A 19,952-nucleotide genomic window follows, 5' to 3' on the forward strand; every position below is an offset into this window, starting at 1 on the left:
ATAGAATTTTTGAGAGAAGGATATGAAGTAGAATTAGCTTTTGAAGGTGAAAGTGCTTTTAAAAAGATCAAGAATGAATTTTTTAATATAATAATTTTAGATCTTATGATTCCAAATATATCGGGAGAGGATTTATGTAAAGAAATAAGAAAAACCTCTGATATTCCGATAATTGTACTAACAGCAAAAATAAGTTTGATTTCTAAAAGTAAATTATTAAATATAGGAGCAGATGACTATATTACAAAACCGTTTGAAATTGAAGAACTATTTTCTAGAATAAAGATTGTTTTAAAAAACAAAAAAATAAGAAGGTGAGGTCTATGAGTAAGGAAAAATTTATGGGAATTATAGTTTTTTTTATAGGAATAAAAATTTTGGGTGAAGGGTATTTAAAAGGATATCTAAAGGGGCTTGTAGAAGAATTTATAGATATGCTCTTTAAATTTGTAACAAAATATAAAACCCGGAATAAATATTATTAAATATATAAGAAATACAGGGGAAAAGATATGAGTGAAACAATAAATTATTTAGTTAAAACAATAGAAAATCTAGGATATATTGGGATAGTATTATTAATGATTTTAGAAAGCTCCTTTTTTCCATTTCCAAGTGAAATAATTATGATACCAGCAGGATATCTAGCATCTATTGGTGAAATGAACTTTATTTTAATAATAATATTTGGAATACTGGGAAGTTTAATAGGTTCTTGGTTTAATTATTTTTTAGCTTGTAGATATGGAAGGGTATTATTATTAAAAATAATAAAAGAAGAAAAAATAAAAAAATTAGAAATTTTTTTTGAAAACCATGGACACATTTCAACATTTACAGGGAGATTAATTCCGGGGGTTAGACAATACATTTCTTTCCCAGCAGGATTAGCTAGGATGAATCCTCTAAAATTTTCTATCTATACAGGATTAGGAGCTGGGATATGGTGTACAGTCTTAACTTTACTGGGATATGTCTTAGGGAAAAATCAAGAGATGCTTCATAAGTATTTGAGAGAAATAACAATAATAACTCTTATTTTAGTTACTATCTTGATCATTGGGTATGTTTATAATAAGAGGAGGAAAAAAACATGAAAAAAGCAATAATATTAATTTTTATACTAGTAGCAGTAACAACATTTTCAATGAAAAAACCTGATAGTGTGGAATTGGATGTTTCGGGATCTTACGGATCATTAAATGGATTTATTCAAATTCCTAAAGGAGGAATGAATGGAACTTCAGACTATCATAAGCCAACTTTTAATCAATTAGGAATGAATACAAATACCTTATTTAATACAGAATTAGATGTAACTTATGGAGATTGGACATACTACGGAAGATTTAGTGGAACTAATTTGACAGGAAGTAAAACTCTCAATAGTGATATGACTACTCATGGAATAAAATTAGGGAGAGGGACTAATTATGGGTTGGATACTCCACTAAGCTTTTTTAGTTTTGGTGCAAAGAAAAAATATATTATTAATGATAAGTTTTCAATTTCGCCAATATTTGGAGTTGAAATGGAAACACTTAGTTACACGTGGTCTGCGAAAGGGAATATAACTATGCCAGATGGATCGACGACTAATAGTATAGGAGACACTAGAGGGAAATTTCACTTTTTGGCACCAGCAGTTGGACTACAATTAGATTATAAAATCACTGAGAATACATCTTTTGTAGCTTTAGGAAAAGGAATAATTCCAATTAGTGGAGCTTGGAAACATTATTTTTATGGTTCTGCTAAAATAACACATACTTTTTTTGAAAAAGAAAGTGGATGGTTTAATAAAACAAAAGGTTATATAGGGATAGAAGGTTATACAACTAAAACAAAAGATAGCCAAGATGAGATGCAAAATTGGTCTGAAATTAAACAAGGACCTATGGTAACAGCAGGATTTATTTTAAAAATATTATAAAAAATATTTGAAATATAAATGAAATTATATAAACACATCGTATAGCCTATAATAAAAGAAAAAAGAAATACCAACGGAGGGGATACAAATGAAAGAAATATCAGTTATTGCACCAATTTTTAATGAAGAGGAAAATATAGTTCGTTTTATAGAAAAAACCGAATTAGCTTTAAAAAAACAATTTAAAAATTATGAAATTATCTTAGTAAATGATGGGAGTACCGACAAAAGTAAAGAAATATTAAATGAACAAGCTTTAAAAAATATAAACGTAAAAGTGTATCATTTTACTAAAAATAATGGGCAAACAGCGGCTCTTGCAGCAGGGTTTGAAATATGTGTAGGAGAATTAGTAGTAACTATGGATTCAGATCTACAAACAGATCCTGAAGATATTTATGTATTACTACCACATCTAAAAGACTATGATATGGTAAATGGTAGGAGAGCTACTAGAGAAGATGGCATGGCAAAAAAAATACAATCGAAAATAGGAAATAAAATTAGAAATCTTATTACTTCAGATAATATTCAAGATACTGGGTGTCCATTAAAATTAATGAAAAAAGAAGTAGCAAAAAGTTATAAACTTTTTGAAGGAATGCACAGGTTTTTACCAACTTTAGCAAGATTAAATGGATTTAAAGTCACAGAAATTCCAGTAAGACATTATGACAGAGAGTTTGGTGTATCTAAATATAATGCTCTTAATAGAATGTTTAAGGGGTTAAAAGATGCTTTTGCTGTTAGATGGATGAAAAGTAGGATATTAAATTACAAATTTGAAGAGACTAATTAAAAGGAGCGTTAAAAATGAATTTATTTTTAGTTATAGGATTTGTAGGACAAACTTTTTTTTCTCTGAGATTTTTAGTCCAATGGATAGCAAGTGAGAAACAAGGTAAAAGTGTTATCCCTTTATCATTTTGGATATTTAGTATTTTAGGTAGTTCTTTGTTATTGATATATGCAATCTATAGAAAAGATCCAGTATTTATTTTAGGGCAAGCTCCTAATATCTTTATTTATTCAAGGAATTTATATTTAATAAAAAAAGAGCGGAATCAAAAAAAGGAGAATGATAATGGATAGAAATATACTAAAAAAACAAAAACAAAGAGACTTATTAATACTTTTTATAGTGAGTATCTTTTCCTTTTTTTCTAGCCTTTGGGTAAGCTCTCCAGGAATAATGGAAGTAAGAAACTTTGTTACAGCGAGAGAGATGGTTATATATAATAACTGGGTTATGCCTACAATGAATGGGAATTTTAGATTTGAAAAGCCACCGTTACCTACTTGGATAACTGCACTATTTATGAAGGCTTTTGGGACAACTAGTAGTGAGATTATTTTAAGACTTCCAATAGCACTTTTGACTATTGGGTTAATTTTTTTAATATATTATCTTGTAAATATTGCAACAAATAATCATAAATTGGCATTTACAACAGGACTGATGTGTTCAACTACTTTTATGATAATAAAATTAGGAACTGAAAATACATGGGATATGTTTGGATATATATTTATATTTGGATTTGTAACCTTTATTTTTAAAGGATTAAGAGAAAGTAAGATACTTAACTTTATTATTGCTGGATTTTTTCTAGGAGGAGCTCTCTTAGGAAAGGGACCTGTTCCCTTTTACGGGATGGCTATTCCTTTTTTCTTTGCATATTTTTTTACGTATGGATTTAAATCGTTAAAAAACAATTGGGGGAAACTTTTATTTTCATTAATCATAGGAGTATCTATAGCTGGAATCTGGCCATTATTAGCTATCCTAAAACATAAAGATTTATTTTTAAGTATCATGGATAAAGAAGCAACTACCTGGACTACCAAGCATACTAAATGGATTTTTTATTATTTAGATTACTATGTTTACACTGGAGTATGGATGCTTTTTGTTTTAGCTTCTTTTTATAAAAAGTGGGCTGGGACTAAAACAACAGATAATAAGTTTTTTTCTTTTTTGTTTTTCTGGAATTTTTCAGCATTAATATTACTCTCTTTAGTGAAGATGAAAAAGGATAGATATGCACTTCCTCTCTATATATTGTCACCAATGATAGCAGCCCATATAGTGAATTATTACTTGAAAAAAGACTGGTTGGAAGTTATAAAAAAAGAAAAGATTTTTTTGAAGTTTCATTTTATTATAATGACAATATTATCATTGGCAACCCCTATATTATTTTATATAAAAGGATATAAGGATGGATATATAAATTTATTATATTTGATTTTTATAGTTTTTACCTTTTCTTATTTAGGGTATGTTTTTATAGGTGTCGTAAGAGAAAAAAATACATTAAAAAAAGGATTATATTTTACAGGAATTCTGATGCTCACTATAAACCTCACTACTACATGGTTTGTAGAAAGAGTATTAAGAGAAGGGATTAGAACTAAATATCCATATCTAAGCTCTGTTAAAGATAATAAGTTAATTTCTGAACCTATATTTACTATAAATGGTGATGAGATAACAAATGTGTGGAATATAGGGAAAAGAATTACAAAGATAAAAAATACTTCTAATCTACCTAAGGAATTTATTTTATTAGATCAAGGGAACAAAGATGAAGTTTTAAATTTTTTAGATAACGATTATTTAATAGAAAATACTAAAATTTATTATAAATACAGCGATGAAGATAAAATAATATACTTATATAATATCAATAAAAAATGAGGAGAAATTCTATGAAGACTTATATAGTTACAGGAGGAGCCGGATTCATTGGATCAACTTTAGTAGAAAAATTATTAGAAAAAGGAAATAAAGTTATCAATATAGATGATTTTAATGATTACTATGATTTATCAATAAAAATAGAAAATGTCTTAGAATCAACTAGTCATAAATTGGAACTAAAAATTAAGAAAGAAGAATTGTCAAAAGAAAATAGTTTAAAAGCTTTAAAAGAAATAGTTAATTCAAAAAATTATACCCTCGAGATAGTTGATATTAGAAATTTGGATAGGCTAGAAAAGATATTTTCTGAAAATAAGATAGATACCGTCATTCACCTTGCTGCGAGAGCGGGAGTAAGACCCTCTATAGAAGATCCAATCCTTTATCAAGAAGTAAATGGGAGGGGGACTCATAATATATTGGAGTGCTGCCGAAAATATGGAGTAAAGAATATCGTAGCGGCGTCTAGCTCTTCTGTATACGGAAACAATAAAGTAGTTCCATTTAAAGAAAGCGATGTTGTAGATTTTGCTATCTCTCCATATGCTGCAACTAAGAAAGCTAACGAAGTCATGGGACACGTATATCATCATCTATATGATATTAATATGGCGTTTTTAAGATTTTTTACTGTCTATGGTCCTCGGCAAAGACCTGATCTAGCTATAAATAAGTTTACTCGATTAATTATGAGTAATGAATCTATTCCAGTCTATGGTGACGGGAGTACTTCTCGTGATTATACATATATAGGCGACATTGTAGATGGAATATGCAAATCTATAGATTATATAGAAAATAATGAAAAAACTTATGAGATATTTAATATAGGAAGTAGTAGCCCTGTGTCTTTAAAAGAAATGATTGAAACCATTGAAAAAGTATTAAAAAAAGAAGCTATTATTGAAAGATTTCCTATGCAGTCGGGAGATGTAGATAGGACTTATGCAGATGTAAGTAAATTAAAAAAGATGACAGGATATAATCCAAGCATTAGCTTTGAAGAAGGAATTAAAAAGTTTATAGAGTGGTGCAAAATTAAAGGTGAAGTTAATGGATAAAATAAACTTTAAACTAAGAAGAAATTTATTTTTATTAGGAATAGTTATTGTAATGGTTTCTATATATTGTCAAAGAGATGTGACACCAGGAAATGAGTTAAAATATATGAGCATTGTAGATGATGCTATAAGTAAAAATAACTATTTTGTGTTTTACAATCAAGGTGTAGCTTATGCAGATAAACCCCCACTTTATTTTTGGATAATAATGTTAATAAAAAAAATATTTGGTTATTATTCAGCAGTAGGAATTGGTTTATTTAGTATTATTCCAACTATCATTACAAGCTTTTCAATGAAAAATTTAACAAAGGACCACCTAAATGAAGAAGAAAGTTTCTTAGCTATGGGAATGCTTTTGACCACGATATTATTTTTAGGAATGGCGTTAACTCTTAGAATGGATATATTAATGACTATGTTTATCATATTAGCTCTAGAGTCATTCTATAAAATATATCATGGGGAAAATAAAAGTTATCACATCTACTTGATGTACTTCTATATATTTTTAGGAGTATTTACTAAAGGTCCAGTAGGAATGATATTTCCTATAATTACTATAGGATTATTTTTATTTAGAGAAAAAAAATTAAAGTTATTGAAAGAGTTAAAACTTTTAAAAGGTTTAATACTCTTATTAATATTGTTTTTAGGGTGGTTTATAGCTATATATTTAGAAGGTGGGAAATCTTATCTTTATGATTTGACTATAAATCAAACAATTGGAAGGACCCATAATTCTTTTAGTCATGCAGAACCTTTTTATTATTATTTTAAAGTGATTTGGGTAGATTTTTTACCATGGTCTCTACTTTTTATTGGAACTTTCATCATATCTTTTAAAAAAAAATTAGAAAAAATTTCTATTGAAAGATTTTTGAGTAGTGCTATTATTGGGCACATAGTAATAATGTCCCTTATAAGTGGAAAATTAGAACTATATTTAATACCAATTTATCCTTTTATAACTTTTTATACTATACTTATTATTAAAAAAATAAACCAAGAAAAAGTGTGGCAAGGTTCAATACTTCCATTTTCAATAATAATGACTTTTATACTTCCGATATATTTAATAGTTTCTAAATTTATTAAATTACCAATTGGAAGTTCTATAAGTTTATATATAGGACTTTTATTAGCCTCAATGTTTGGAGTAATATCATTAATTGGAATAAAAAAAATAAAGTTTTATCAAGGATGTTGGGGGATAATATTAGGCATGTTGATCTTATTGTTTACCTTATCATTTAAGATACCAGAGATCAATAAAGACTTGGGTTTAAAAGTTTTAGCAACAAATGGTAAAGAAGTTTTTAAAGGTGGAAACCTTAAAAACTATTATTCATTTAACTTTAGATCTGCGAGTGGTATGGATGTATATCTAGGAGAAAAGGTTATCGATTTAAAAGATATTAAAGATTTAAAAAAAATTATTACAAATAAACAAATAGTTCTTTTTGTTAGATCAAAAGATGTAAAAAGAAATAAAGATTTAGTTAGAATTCTAGACAATATGCATTTTATTTGGCGTTCAAATAAGTATGTTTTGTATACAAATAAAAAATAAAAAGGAGAATTATGATATTATGAAAATATGTGTAGTAGGAACAGGATATGTAGGATTATCTAATGCTATACTTTTAGCACAAAATAATGAAGTAATAGCACTAGATATAATAGAAGAAAAAATCAAAATGATAAATAATAAAATAAGTCCTATTGTAGATAAAGAAATCAGTGAGTATTTTAAAAATAAAAAATTAAATTTAAATGCTACTTTAGATAAAGAAGAAGCATATAAAAATGCAGAGTATATAATTATCTCAACTCCTACAAACTATGATGAAGTTACAAATTTTTTTGATACAAGTTTAGTGGAAGTAGTAATTAAAGATATATTAAAAATAAATCCAAATTCTACAATAATAATTAAATCTACAGTTCCAGTAGGGTATACTCAAAATATCAAGAAAAAATATGGTGTAGATAATATTATCTTTTCTCCAGAATTTCTAAGAGAAGGAAAAGCTCTTTACGATAATTTGCACCCTTCTAGAATAGTAGTTGGAGATAAAAGTAAAAAATCAAAAATATTTGCAAATCTATTACTAGAAGGGGCAATAAAAAAAGATACTTCTATCTTATTTACAGATTCTACAGAAGCAGAGGCAATAAAGTTATTTTCTAATACATATTTAGCAATGAGAATTGCATATTTTAATGAATTAGATTCTTATGCAGAATCACTAGGATTAAATACAAGAGATATAATAGAGGGAGTGGGATTAGATCCAAGGATTGGAAGTCATTATAATAACCCTTCGTTTGGTTATGGTGGGTATTGTTTACCTAAAGATACTAAACAGCTCAGAGCAAACTATTCTGAAGTACCGAACAACCTAATCCAGGCAATCGTAGATGCGAATACAACAAGAAAAGATTTTATAGCTAACCAAATACTGAAGAAAAAGCCTAAAATTGTTGGAATCTATAGATTAACTATGAAAACAAATTCAGATAACTTTCGTTCATCATCTATTCAAGGAGTAATGAAAAGAATAAAAGCTAAAGGAATAGAAGTAGTGGTTTATGAACCAGAATTAAAAGAAAAAAAATTCTTTAATTCTAGAGTAATTAAGGATTTAGAAGAGTTCAAGAAAATATCTAGTGTAATAGTGGCTAACAGAATGTGTAACGAATTGGAAAGTGTAGAAGATAAAATATACACAAGGGATTTGTTTGCCCGTGATTAATTCTAAATAAAAACGTCTTCTTTTCTTAGTAAAAAAACCTCCAAATTAATATAATTGTAGTTTATACTAATTTAGAGGTTTATATAAATATGAAACCGAGTCTACTAAATTTTATCCAATACAAAACTCAGGCTTTTTATTTTATCTTTTTTTCATTAGAGTTATTTCATCAGCTAATATCTTAACAGTTTCTATGATTTCACCGTCTTTTTTTAATAGATCAAGTTCATCTTTTTTAGCACGATTTTTATTATATTCTTCCAAAGCCTTATAATCTTTAAGTTGTGGCTTATTTTTAGCTGCCATCTTTTCATTGGTTATCGCTAACCACTTATCTTCTAATTCCTTTGTTTCCATTTTTCTAACTGTTCTATTTAGAGATACTTCTTTATCCTTTGTTATCTCCTCAATAATACTATACCTTTTGATATTATAGTTAAAGTCAGGATTATTAACTATTCTTTCATCATATTTTTTAGATAGATATTCTTTTAGTTTAACATTATTTTTACTATTTTCTTTATTTATCAAAGAATCTACTTCATCCCAAGGAAGTGGGTTATCTAATGAACTCTCTCCTATTTCTGCACTATCATATGTAGGAGGAAATAAAATATCTGGTATTACCCCTTTATGCTGTGTACTTCCACCATCTATACGGTAAAATTTACCATTGGTATACTTTAGTTCCCCAAGATCTAATTGTTTTATAGTTTGTACTGTTCCTTTCCCAAAAGTAGGAGTCCCTACAATGATTCCTCGTCCATAATCTTGCATTGCTGCTGCAAAAATTTCAGATGCAGACGCACTGAGTCTATTAACCATTACTATCACGGGTTTATCAAAATAAGTTGTCATGTCGCTATCCCCTAAATAACTTACACGTCCACCTTCTTTCACTTGAACTACAGGACCAGAAGGTATGAATAATCCCATGAGATTATTCACTTCACTAAGAGAGCCACCACCATTATTTCTAAGGTCTATTATTAATCCATCTATATTTTCTTTATTTAATTTTTCTATTATTTTTTTTACATCTCTAGTGGTACTCTTATAGTCTTTATCTCCCTTACCATAGGCATCAAAATCCATATAGAAAGAAGGTAGATTAATTACTCCTATCTTATAATTAGAGTTTTTAGATTTAGCTTCCTTTATAAAGTATCTAGCACCTCTGTCTTCTAACTTTATATTTTCTCTTACAAAACTATATATCTTAGCTGTTTTACTTCCACTTGGAATTACCTTTAATTTTACAGTTGTTCCCTCTTTTCCCCTAATAAGGTTTATAGAATCTCCCATAGGCCAATCCATTATATCTTCAAAATCTTTGCCATCTGTAGCTATTGCTATTATTTTATCTTCGGGTTGTAATTCTTTCCCCTTTGCAGCTGGTCCATCTGGTATAACTTTTACCACTTTAATAAATCCTTTTTCCCCAGTAAGCACAGCTCCTATTCCCGAAAGTTGAAGCTTCATACTCATATTAAAATCTACTATTTCCTTAGCGGAAAGATAGCTAGTATGAGGGTCATACTCCTTTAAAAAAGCATTTACAAAATATGAATATATATCATCTGTTGTTTTTTTCTCCAATAATTTTTTTCTTGTTTCCACCCTACTCTTCATCCTATCAATACTCTCTTCATATGTTAATTCTTCATAATCTTCTAAAGATAAAATAGATGATTTCAACATCTTTTTCCAATGACTTTCATATTCTTTTGTCGTAGAAAAATATGGTTCATCTTCCCTATCATAAACCAACTTTTCATCCAAAGTAAAGTCTAAATCCTTAGGATTTTTCAATAATTTAGTCTGATATTTATTAACCCTCTCTACAGCTTCTTTATAGATATCATAGATATCAAAAGCTACTTTGGAATTTCCTTTTAAAAAATCATCATCTAATTGCTTCCCCCATTTTTTATAAATTTTATCTACTTCAGATTGAGTGAAATATTGATGATTATAATCCAATGTATCCAAATAATTTTTTAATACATTTTTAGAAAATTCATCATTTATATCTAAATTTTTATAATGAGTTGTTTCTAGTGAAAAAGATATATCTGACAAGACTTTATTCATTTGTTCTTTTTTTTCTGTATCTACCTTAGCAATTGAAACAACCGCTATCAATAGTAATCCCATTAATATCATTATTTTTTTATGTATTTTCATTTTATGCCTCCTAGTATTCTATTTATTTTAAGTACTTTCTGTCTTTAATCTACTTTCTCTTAAAAAATTAATTTTTTCTAAGTTCCTCTGCCAACAGGTCTGTTATATTATATTTTTTTAAATCATAAATTGTATGATCTATCTTTGATACTGGCATAATACCTATTATAGAGTTAGTCAAAAATACTTCATCTGCTTCTAATAGTTTTTTTAATGAAAAAAATCCTTGTTTTAACTCCAAATGTTTATTTCTATCTATAATCTCTATAATTTTTTCTCTGATTATTCCTTTTAACAAACCACATTCCTTTGTAGGTGTATGAATCACTCCATCTTTAATAAAAAATATATTGGATGTTGCTCCTTCAGATATATAATTTTTACAATCTAAAAATAATACTTCGTCACTGCCTATAGCTTTTGCCTCTCTGAGAGCGTATATATTTTCTAAATAATTTACAGATTTAATCCCAGATATAATGGAATTTGGGTTTCTTTTAAATTCAGATATTTCCATCTTAAATCCCTCTCTATATTTTAAACTCTTATATTTATTTTCTCTATGAGTAACTAATATATCAAAAGTTTCGGAATTTTTAAGTACAGTCACCCTTAAAATAGAGTTTTCTAAGGAGTTTTTCTGAATATAAAGGTTTAAATACAGACTTAATTTTTCAAAACTAATATCCATATTTATCTTAAGCCTATTAACCGCTTTTATCAATCGGTTATAATGTTCTTCTAAATAAATCAATTTTTTCTCTTTTAATAAAATTGTCTCAAAAACTCCATATCCATATAGTAAACCATCTTCTATATCTAGCTTAAATTCATCTGATGATATAAATTTATTATTTGAAATTATATAATTCATCATGCTCAACTCCTAAGTTATATTTAATGCCTTCATCAATGCTCTGCCCTTTACCAAACTTTCTTCATATTCCTCATAAGGATCTGAATCCCAAACGATTCCACCACCTACTTGAAAATATGCCTTTTTATCCTTTAAAACTATTGTTCTAATGGCAATATTAAGATCCATATCTCCATCAAAACTAATATATCCTATACTACCAGTATATATATTTCTAGTTGTTACTTCTAGTTCATCAATTATCTCCATGGCTCTTATTTTAGGTGCTCCAGTAATAGATCCTCCTGGAAATGTGGCCTTGATTATATCTACTGCCGATAATTCTTCCTTTAATTTACCCTGTATTGTAGCTACCATCTGTAATACGGTAGCATATTCTTCTAGGTGAAACAACTCTGTTACATTTACACTTCCTGTTTTTGATACCCTACTGATATCATTTCTCATAAGATCCACTATCATTAAGAGTTCCGCTCTGTCTTTCTCACTATTTACTAGTTCTTCCTTTAGTTTTTCATCCTCTACCTTTGTTTTTCCACGGGGTCTTGTCCCCTTCATAGGTCTAGTTTCAATAGTCCCATCAGTTAATTTTATATATCTTTCTGGAGAACTTGATACTATAGTCCCTTCTCCAAAATCTAAATATGTAGCAAATGGAGCCGGATTTATTGATTTTAAATTTTTGTATAACTCCCAGGGGTCACCTTCAAAATTACACTCAAACCTTTGGGTAAAATTAACTTGATAGATATCTCCATAATAGATATAATCCTTTAATTTTTTTATAGACGAGAGATAATAATCCTTTGACATATTAGAATTTATATTTCTACTCTTTGAAACTAATTTTTTAATTTCTTCTTCTTTTGATTTATTTTGATATTCATTTATACTATTTTCTATTTTTTTCCTTATTTCCTCTATATTTTCTTTAAATCCTGCTATTCCTATATATTTTTTATTATCTCTATGATCTATTATTACTACTCCATCATAAAAGCCCATTACCATTTCAGGAATATCTATATCTTTTTTTACTGTATTTGGTAACTTTTCCATCAAGTGAGCCAGTTCATAAGAAAAGTATCCCACTCCTCCACTTACAAATGGAATCTCCTCTCTTTGAATTCTATATAAATCTAATTTCCCCTGTAAAATATCTAAAGGATTTCCAGCTATTGTTTTTATATTCCCATCTTCCTCTAAAATCACTTTTTCTCCTTCTGATTTTATCATCAAAAATGGATCTACACCTATAAATGAATATCTCCCTAATTTTTTGTTATCCATTCCACTATCTAAAAAAAATGGATATTTCCCATTTTTTGTTATAGCTTCGAATAATTCTAAACTAGTCAAATCACTTTTAAATTCTATTATTTTCGCTTTTTTCATATTAATTTTATAACTCCTTTTTTAGATTTATTCCTTTTTTAGTTAAATTTTTTCTTCTTTTTTGCTTCTTTTAAAAAGTTAGCTAGCATCTCATGTCCACACTCTGTTAAAAGAGCTTCTGGATGAAATTGAACTCCTTCTAAAAGATACTTTTTATGTCTTACTCCCATTATTTCCTTATCAATAGTCTCAGCCGTAATTATTAACTCTTCTGGCAATTTATCTCTATCCGCTATAAGGGAATGATACCTTGTGACCTTTATTGGATTTTTAAGATCTTTAAAAACTCCTACTCCTATATGAGAGATTTTTTCTACCTTTCCATGAACTGGTTTTTCAGCTTTTATTATCTCTCCACCTAATATCTGAATCAAAGATTGATGTCCTAAACAAATCCCCAATATAGGTATAGTTTTATAGAATTTTTTTATTATTTCTATGCTTATTCCTGCCTCGTCTGGTGTTTTAGGCCCGGGAGATATAACTATCATTTCTGGATTTAATTCTTTAATTTCATCCAAGCTTATCTTATCATTTCGATACACCCTTACCTCTTCACCTAATTCATTTAAATACTGAACTAGATTATAAGTAAAGGAGTCATAGTTATCTATCATTAATATCATAAATCTTCTCCTAAGGTGCTTATATTTTGTTACTAAAATTATATGTTAATTTCTTAATATTATCAAGGAATTAAATAATATAAAAAGACCAAGTAAAATTAATTGCTTAGTCTTCTAAGATACTCCTCTCTATTTCTACTTCGATTTCTTTTACGAAGTCAATATTTGTAAATTAAGATTTGATAAGCTTAATTTTAATAATTATTGAAAAAACCATAAGAAGGAAGAGCCTCTACTTCATCATCTTCTTTATAGTTACCAATAGTTCATCTATAACTTCTGTTTTCCCATCAGATAGCTGTTCAATTATACATGATTTCATATGGGCTTCTAGTAACAGGTTAGCTGTTCCACTAAGAGCACTCCTTATAGAGGAAATCTGAGTTAATATATCATCGCAATATATATCCTCTTCTACCATCTTATTTATTCCTCTTACCTGACCTTCTATTCTATTTAATCTATTCTTTAGTTTTTTCTTTAACTTCTCATTGTGATGTGTCTTTTTATCTATACAGCATGTTGACATTTTATGACCTCCTTTTATGGTTCTTTTACATTTCTAATCTATTCTAATATATAATTAACTTTAATCTTCGTGACATCCAAAAATTAAAATTAATAGTAAAATCTATTCTGTATTCTTTTTTAAAGATTTTTATTAAACCCAAATCTAAACTATATATATAGCTCCTATTTTGACATTCTATTGTTAAAGTAATATAATACACTTAAAACATTTTAAGGAGGTTTTTATGTTATCAGTTATAATTCCAATTTTAATTATTTCCATTATAGGTTATGCATTTGGTCGTTTCTTAAGAAGCAGTTTCTTAAAAAATAAAATTGAAAGTTTCATTAACAAATCAAAAAAATAATCTTTTTGATTTCCACAAATCTTTGAAGATTATATAAAGAGAAGAGCTTAGCTCTTCTCTTTTGAGTCTAATTAAATTTAATATCTACTTTTAAATAATTTTAAACGGAGTGCATTGCTCACTACAGAAACTGAACTCATGGCCATGGCTGCTCCAGCTATCATTGGATTTAAAAGTGGTCCACCAAATATATATAGCAACCCTGCTGCTACTGGTATCCCTAAAGTATTATATCCAAATGCCCAAAATAAATTTTGCTTAATATTTTTAATGGTAGCACGACTAAGTTCTATAGCCACAGCCACATCCTTTAAATCACTTTTCATAAGTACTATATCAGCTGACTCCATCGCTACATCTGTTCCGGATGCTATTCCAATTCCTATATCTGCCTGAGCCAGTGCAGGAGCGTCATTTATCCCATCTCCTACCATTCCTACTTTATATCCCTGCTCTTGTAATTTTTTTACTTCTTTTATTTTATCTTCTGGCATGACTTCAGATAACACCATATCTATCCCTACTTGTTCACCTATGGCATCTGCTGTTTTTTTATTATCGCCAGTTATCATAGCTACCTGTATTCCCATGTCTTTCAAATTTTGAATAGCCTTTCTACTACTTTCTTTAATTGGATCAGCTACTGCTATTATCCCACTAAACTTATCGTCTATAGCAATCATCATAGGTGTTTTACCTTGTTTAGCCAATTGATCTATCTTTTTTTTATTTTTAGACAAGACTTCTATTTTATTTTTTATCATTAATTTTTCATTTCCAACCAAGATAGTTTTTTCCTCTACGACTCCTACTATCCCCATTCCTGTTATTGAATTAAATCCACTTACTTCTAAGAGTTTCAACTCTTTATTTTTTACTTCTTCTACTATGGCATCTCCTAGGGGATGTTCAGAATGAGTCTCAAGAGATCCAGCCAGCTGTAACAATTTTTCTCTATCTATTCCTTCATTTTCCTTAGTCTTTACTATGTCTGTCACTACAGGTTTTCCAAGGGTGATAGTTCCTGTTTTATCAAAAATTATATAATCTAATTTGTGGGTAGTTTCTAATGCCTCTCCACCCTTTATAAGGATCCCATTTTTAGCTCCCATACCAGTTCCTACCATGATAGCTGTAGGAGTAGCTAATCCTAAAGAACATGGACAAGCTATAACCAGTACCGCTATAAATATAGTTAGAGCAAATATACTAGGATCATTATTTAACTCTATCCATCCTAATTTTCCTGCTAAATACCATAGAGTAGATGAAAGTATTGCAATTACTATGACTACAGGTACAAAATATCCCGATATTACATCTGCCATCCTAGCAATAGGAGCTTTTGACCCTTGAGCATCTTCTACTAATTTTATTATATGAGATAGGGTAGTATCCTCACCTGTAGCTTTTGTTTCTATCTGAATACTTCCGTTTTTATTTATACTAGCTCCTACCACTCTATCACCTATCTTTTTCTTCACAGGTAAACTTTCTCCAGTCAACATAGATTCATCTATACTAGTCTGACCACTTATAACTATCCCATCTACAGGTATTTTTTCTCCAGGTTTGACTAGTACAATATCTCCTACTTCTACTTCTTCTACTCCCACCTCTATAATCTCACCATTTTTCATGATAGCTGCCATTTTAGGTCTCAAACTTCCTAATTTTTTAATAGCTTCTGAGGTTTTCCCCTTACTTACATCCTCTAAATATTTTCCCAAATAAATAAGGGCTAAGATTACCACTGCCGATTCATAATACAGATGGTGTGCCATCATGATATTTCCCATATATATTTCAAAAGTCCCATATAAACTGTATAATATAGCGGCTCCTGTACCAATGGCTATCAAACTATCCATATTAGGATTTCTAAATAAAACTTTAAATCCAATCAAATAAAATCTTCTTCCTAAATATATCACTGGTATTGTAAATAATAGCTGTATTATTGCAAAATTTAATGGGTTTTCATCTAGATCAATAATATTAGGTAGTGAGGCTCCCAACATAGATCCCATTGCTATATATAGTATTACTCCTCCAAAAAATAGCATTCCTATCAATTCATACCACTTTTTCTTGAGTTCTAACTTTTTCTTATCAAAATCTATATCTATTTCATCCTTTATAGCTTTAAAGCCCAAAGTCTCTACTTTTTTTATAATTTGAGATAATTTTATCTCTTTTTTATTAAATTTTATTCTCATTTTTTCTGTGGTTAGATTTACTACAACATCATTTACTCCCTGTTCTTTACCTAGGTTTACTTCTATACTCCTAACACATGATTGACACGTCATCCCCTCGATCTTTAGTGTTATATCTTCTATCAATTTTCCTTCTATAACCTCATATCCTGCATATTCAATGGTTTTCTTTATAATATCTAGAGTTACCTTCTTAGGATCAAAAGTTATCTCTAATTTACTGGTTAAAAAATTTATATTGGCCTTCTCTATTCCATCTAATTTCCCTGTCTTAGTCTCAATGGTTCTCACACATGCCTGACAAGTGATCCCCCCTATCTCAATAGTTTCAGTCACTAAATTTTCATTTTCTATTACAGATTGATATTTTTTAACCTCTATGCTCTCAGTAACATCTATAATGTGTGACGGCTCCACTTCTTTGTTGTTATTTTTATCTCCTTCTAAAATCCCATAACCTGCTTTTATTATCTCTTTTTTTAGATGATCAAAATCAACTAAAATCTCACTCTCATAGTTAATAATCAGATTAGACTCTTCTAGATCTACTACCCCTTTACTGATACCATCTATATTATTTGCTATTTCTTCTACTTTTTTTTTACACTTTCCACATCCTAAACCTGTTAACTTTATAGTTGTAGTCTTCATTTTCCCCACCCCTTGAGAGCTTTTTAGCCCAATATATTATCCATAATTATTAATTGCTATCACATACTTACAAATTCTATAATAATAATATTTAGATATATTTCTTATTTCCTTTAAAGTTTAATTCTAAATATACCCCCATACCCTATATCAAAAGTTTACCATCTAACTTTTAAATTGTCAAAAGTATTATTTTTGGTATTTTTTAAAAATCATAGTATATTTATAGTGTAAGATATTTTAATATATGTACATAATTAAATTAGGAGACAGAAGAAAACATGAAAATATCGAATTCAAAGAACAAAATTACTATAAAATAATTGTTGACATTATTTAGTAAACGAGTTATTATATTTTTGTAATCAATACAAATTTAAAAATTAAAATAAATTAGGGAGTGATTAAAATGGCAAAAGTAAGATGTACAGTATGTGGAGAGATTTTAGATTCAAACGTTGAAGTATGTCCAGTATGTAAAGCTGGTAAAGATAAATTCGTAGCTTATGATGAGAGTGCTACTGAAGAGTGGGCAACTGAGCATAAATTAGGAGAAGGATTAGCTTGTGGAGATGCAGAGATCATTGAAGGATTAAAAGCTAACTTTGCAGGAGAATGTACAGAAGTTGGAATGTACTTAGCAATGTCAAGAGTTGCAGATAGAGAAGGATACCCTGAAGTTGCTGAAGCATATAAAAGAATTGCATTTGAAGAAGCAGAACATGCAGCTAAATTTGCTGAATTATTAGGAGAAGTTGTTTGTGATTCATCTGAAGAAAACTTAAGATTAAGAGTAGCAGCAGAATACGGAGCTACATCTGGTAAATTTGAATTAGCTAAGAGAGCTAAAAAATTAGGATTTGATGCTATTCACGATACAGTACATGAAATGGCTAAAGATGAAGCTAGACATGGAAAAGCATTCAAAGGTTTATTAGAAAGACATTTTGAAGGAAAATAAATAATCCTATATTAAAAAGGAGAAAATTCAATTGAATTTTCTCCTTTTTTTAATTTAAACTATTATTCAAATCTATATCCTAAAGATATATATACTAATTTTTCTTGAGTAGTTCCCTTTTTAAACCCTGGATTAGTTGATTCCTTAAATTCTGTTATCTGATATCCTAATTCAAAGTTAACATTTTTATATTCCATCCCTGCTGCCACACCTATTGCCCATTGACCTTCAACTTTTGAAACTTCATTACTTGTTGAAACTACTTTGGCATCTCCAAATATCCATCCACCTTTGGTACTGATATAGGGAGTAAGTAAATCCAGTTGATTAAAACTATATCTCATTACACCCATCAACCCAAAGGTATCTAAAGTATCGTCATAGCTTTTTACCCCTGTAGTATTTTTCATATCCAAACCATAAGGAACCCAAGATATATTTGCACCTACCTCCAAGTTTTTTGTCGCGCCATATAATATATCAGCATTTATACCTTTGAAAGTATCATCTGTAAACCCACTTTCAATATCTTTTCCCATAGAGATCTTAGGAATAAAACTAAGTTGTCCTTCATGGCCTCCCTCTACATCTGCCATAGCTATAGTAGACATTGTCCCAAATATCATAGTTAAAATCATTAACTTCTTCATCTCTCCCCTCCTAATTTCTAATCTTAGTTCAAGTATAACTCAAGAAAAGACTTAAATCAATCTTATCATTCTATAATATAAAAAATTTATTTTTAAACTCTTTAAACTCTTACTTCACAAAATACATAACAATAACAATAAATACTCTAAAATCCATATCTGTTTTTTATCAAACGAGATTAAAAAAGAAAAGTTGTTATATTACATTATAAAATAATTCTTTATCTTTTTTATATAGATCTAACTCATATATGTCTTCTATCTTTTCCCCTAAAAATTTCTCAGCAAAGCAAAGAAACTTTTTACTGTCTCCACTCACTATAAATTCAACCTTTCTATCAGTATTATTCATGTTTTTTGGCTTGACCATAGAAAGTTTTTTAAGCAATTCATTTACAGTTTCATTGGCAGGATTCACTATATTTTTTTTAAAATATTTTGCTATATTCTTTTCTACAATAGGATAGTGGGTACAGCCTAAGATAAGAGTATCTATTTCCTCAGGGATTTGTTCTATATATAGTTTGATTATTTCATCGGTTAAATAATTACCATAATGGTCCTCCCACCCATTTTCTATCATTGGGCAAATAAGTTTACATCCCATTTCAGTTAGAGAGTGAGTTTTTGGAGCTATTACATCAAATACATTTTTATATGCTCCCATTTTTGCACTTGCAGGAGTTAATATCACTCCGATATTTTTATTTTGTGTAACCTCTAATGCTGCTCTTATCCCAGGTTCTATTACACCTATGATAGGAATAGGAAATTTTTTTTTCATTTCTTTTATTGATGCTGCGGTAGCTGTATTACAAGCAATCACTATGATATCTACTTCGTTTTCATAGAGGAAATCTCCTATCATTAAACAAAGTTCTTTTATCTCTATTTCTGTTTTATCTCCGTAGGGAGCATTTCCATTATCCCCATAATATATTATATGATTTGAAGGAATTACATTTTGAATTTCTTTAAGAACTGTCAATCCTCCTACACCTGAGTCAAAGATTCCGATTTTATACATTACTCCTACCTCCTCTGTAATTAT

Annotated in this window: 19 protein-coding genes; 11 read left to right on the forward strand and 8 right to left on the reverse strand. The window is 28.8% G+C overall.

What is annotated here, in order from left to right; genetic code table 11:
* The 10 genes from WBG30_RS02790 to WBG30_RS02835 form a co-directional block, all read left to right on the forward strand.
* Positions 1-318: response regulator transcription factor (locus WBG30_RS02790; RefSeq protein WP_424503124.1), on the forward strand; the 318-nt coding region annotated here is incomplete at its 5' end.
* 5 nt (positions 319-323) lie between these two features.
* Positions 324-485, forward strand: a complete 162-nt coding sequence (locus WBG30_RS02795) for a hypothetical protein (protein ID WP_424503125.1) — start codon at positions 324-326, stop codon at positions 483-485.
* A 27-nt stretch (positions 486-512) separates the two neighbouring features.
* Positions 513-1,097: a DedA family protein gene (locus WBG30_RS02800; RefSeq protein WP_424503126.1), complete on the forward strand. Its 585-nt coding sequence runs from the start codon at positions 513-515 to the stop codon at positions 1,095-1,097.
* Positions 1,094-1,933 (forward strand): hypothetical protein, encoded by an 840-nt coding sequence (locus WBG30_RS02805; RefSeq protein WP_424503127.1) that lies wholly within the window; start codon positions 1,094-1,096, stop codon positions 1,931-1,933. The genes WBG30_RS02800 and WBG30_RS02805 overlap by 4 nt, the downstream gene beginning before the upstream one ends.
* A gap of 88 nt (positions 1,934-2,021) precedes the next feature.
* A complete protein-coding gene (locus WBG30_RS02810; protein ID WP_424503128.1) occupies positions 2,022-2,732 on the forward strand; it encodes a glycosyltransferase family 2 protein in 711 nt (236 codons plus the stop codon).
* 14 nt (positions 2,733-2,746) lie between these two features.
* Entirely contained in the window at positions 2,747-3,025 is a 279-nt protein-coding gene (locus tag WBG30_RS02815) for a lipid-A-disaccharide synthase N-terminal domain-containing protein (RefSeq protein WP_424503129.1), read from the forward strand.
* Positions 3,018-4,634, forward strand: a complete 1,617-nt coding sequence (locus tag WBG30_RS02820) for an ArnT family glycosyltransferase (protein WP_424503130.1) — start codon at positions 3,018-3,020, stop codon at positions 4,632-4,634. The genes WBG30_RS02815 and WBG30_RS02820 overlap by 8 nt, the downstream gene beginning before the upstream one ends.
* 11 nt (positions 4,635-4,645) lie before the next feature.
* Positions 4,646-5,698: a GDP-mannose 4,6-dehydratase gene (locus WBG30_RS02825; protein ID WP_424503131.1), complete on the forward strand. Its 1,053-nt coding sequence runs from the start codon at positions 4,646-4,648 to the stop codon at positions 5,696-5,698.
* A complete protein-coding gene (locus WBG30_RS02830) occupies positions 5,691-7,271 on the forward strand; it encodes a glycosyltransferase family 39 protein (RefSeq protein WP_424503132.1) in 1,581 nt (526 codons plus the stop codon). The genes WBG30_RS02825 and WBG30_RS02830 overlap by 8 nt, the downstream gene beginning before the upstream one ends.
* A gap of 19 nt (positions 7,272-7,290) precedes the next feature.
* A complete protein-coding gene (locus WBG30_RS02835; protein ID WP_424503133.1) occupies positions 7,291-8,457 on the forward strand; it encodes a nucleotide sugar dehydrogenase in 1,167 nt (388 codons plus the stop codon).
* 141 nt (positions 8,458-8,598) lie between these two features.
* On the opposite strand, the gene WBG30_RS02840 is transcribed toward WBG30_RS02835, so the two are convergent.
* From WBG30_RS02840 to WBG30_RS02865, 6 genes are all read right to left on the reverse strand, one after another.
* On the reverse strand, positions 8,599-10,644 hold the full coding sequence (locus WBG30_RS02840) for a carboxy terminal-processing peptidase (protein WP_424503134.1): 2,046 nt from the start codon (positions 10,642-10,644) through the stop codon (positions 8,599-8,601).
* Between the two features lie 67 nt (positions 10,645-10,711).
* Entirely contained in the window at positions 10,712-11,521 is an 810-nt protein-coding gene (locus WBG30_RS02845) for an aminotransferase class IV (protein WP_424503135.1), read from the reverse strand.
* Between the two features lie 9 nt (positions 11,522-11,530).
* Positions 11,531-12,916 carry an aminodeoxychorismate synthase component I gene (pabB, locus tag WBG30_RS02850; protein WP_424503136.1) on the reverse strand — a complete coding sequence of 462 codons (1,386 nt, stop codon included), beginning with the start codon at positions 12,914-12,916 and terminating at the stop codon, positions 11,531-11,533.
* Between the two features lie 38 nt (positions 12,917-12,954).
* Entirely contained in the window at positions 12,955-13,542 is a 588-nt protein-coding gene (locus tag WBG30_RS02855; RefSeq protein ID WP_424503137.1) for an anthranilate synthase component II, read from the reverse strand.
* Positions 13,543-13,774: 232 nt separating this feature from the next.
* The gene (locus WBG30_RS02860; RefSeq protein WP_424503138.1) at positions 13,775-14,071 is read right to left on the reverse strand and encodes a metal-sensitive transcriptional regulator; all 297 of its coding nucleotides are present in this window, start codon (positions 14,069-14,071) and stop codon (positions 13,775-13,777) included.
* A gap of 426 nt (positions 14,072-14,497) precedes the next feature.
* Positions 14,498-17,290, reverse strand: coding sequence for a heavy metal translocating P-type ATPase (locus WBG30_RS02865; protein WP_424503139.1), 2,793 nt, complete (start codon positions 17,288-17,290; stop codon positions 14,498-14,500).
* A 409-nt stretch (positions 17,291-17,699) separates the two neighbouring features.
* Here WBG30_RS02865 and WBG30_RS02870 point away from each other — a divergent pair, with 409 nt between their 5' ends.
* Positions 17,700-18,251: a ferritin family protein gene (locus WBG30_RS02870; RefSeq protein WP_424503140.1), complete on the forward strand. Its 552-nt coding sequence runs from the start codon at positions 17,700-17,702 to the stop codon at positions 18,249-18,251.
* 62 nt (positions 18,252-18,313) lie between these two features.
* Here WBG30_RS02870 and WBG30_RS02875 read toward each other — a convergent pair whose 3' ends face one another.
* Both WBG30_RS02875 and murI read right to left on the reverse strand, forming a co-directional pair.
* Complete coding sequence (locus tag WBG30_RS02875; protein WP_424503141.1) at positions 18,314-18,901, reverse strand: outer membrane beta-barrel protein; 588 nt, start codon at positions 18,899-18,901, stop codon at positions 18,314-18,316.
* A 196-nt stretch (positions 18,902-19,097) separates the two neighbouring features.
* On the reverse strand, positions 19,098-19,928 hold the full coding sequence (gene murI / locus WBG30_RS02880) for a glutamate racemase (RefSeq protein ID WP_424503142.1): 831 nt from the start codon (positions 19,926-19,928) through the stop codon (positions 19,098-19,100).
* Positions 19,929-19,952 lie beyond the last annotated feature (24 nt).

The sequence above is a fragment of the Psychrilyobacter sp. genome (assembly GCF_049671765.1).
In the GTDB taxonomy this organism is placed as follows: Bacteria; Fusobacteriota; Fusobacteriia; order Fusobacteriales; family Fusobacteriaceae; genus Psychrilyobacter.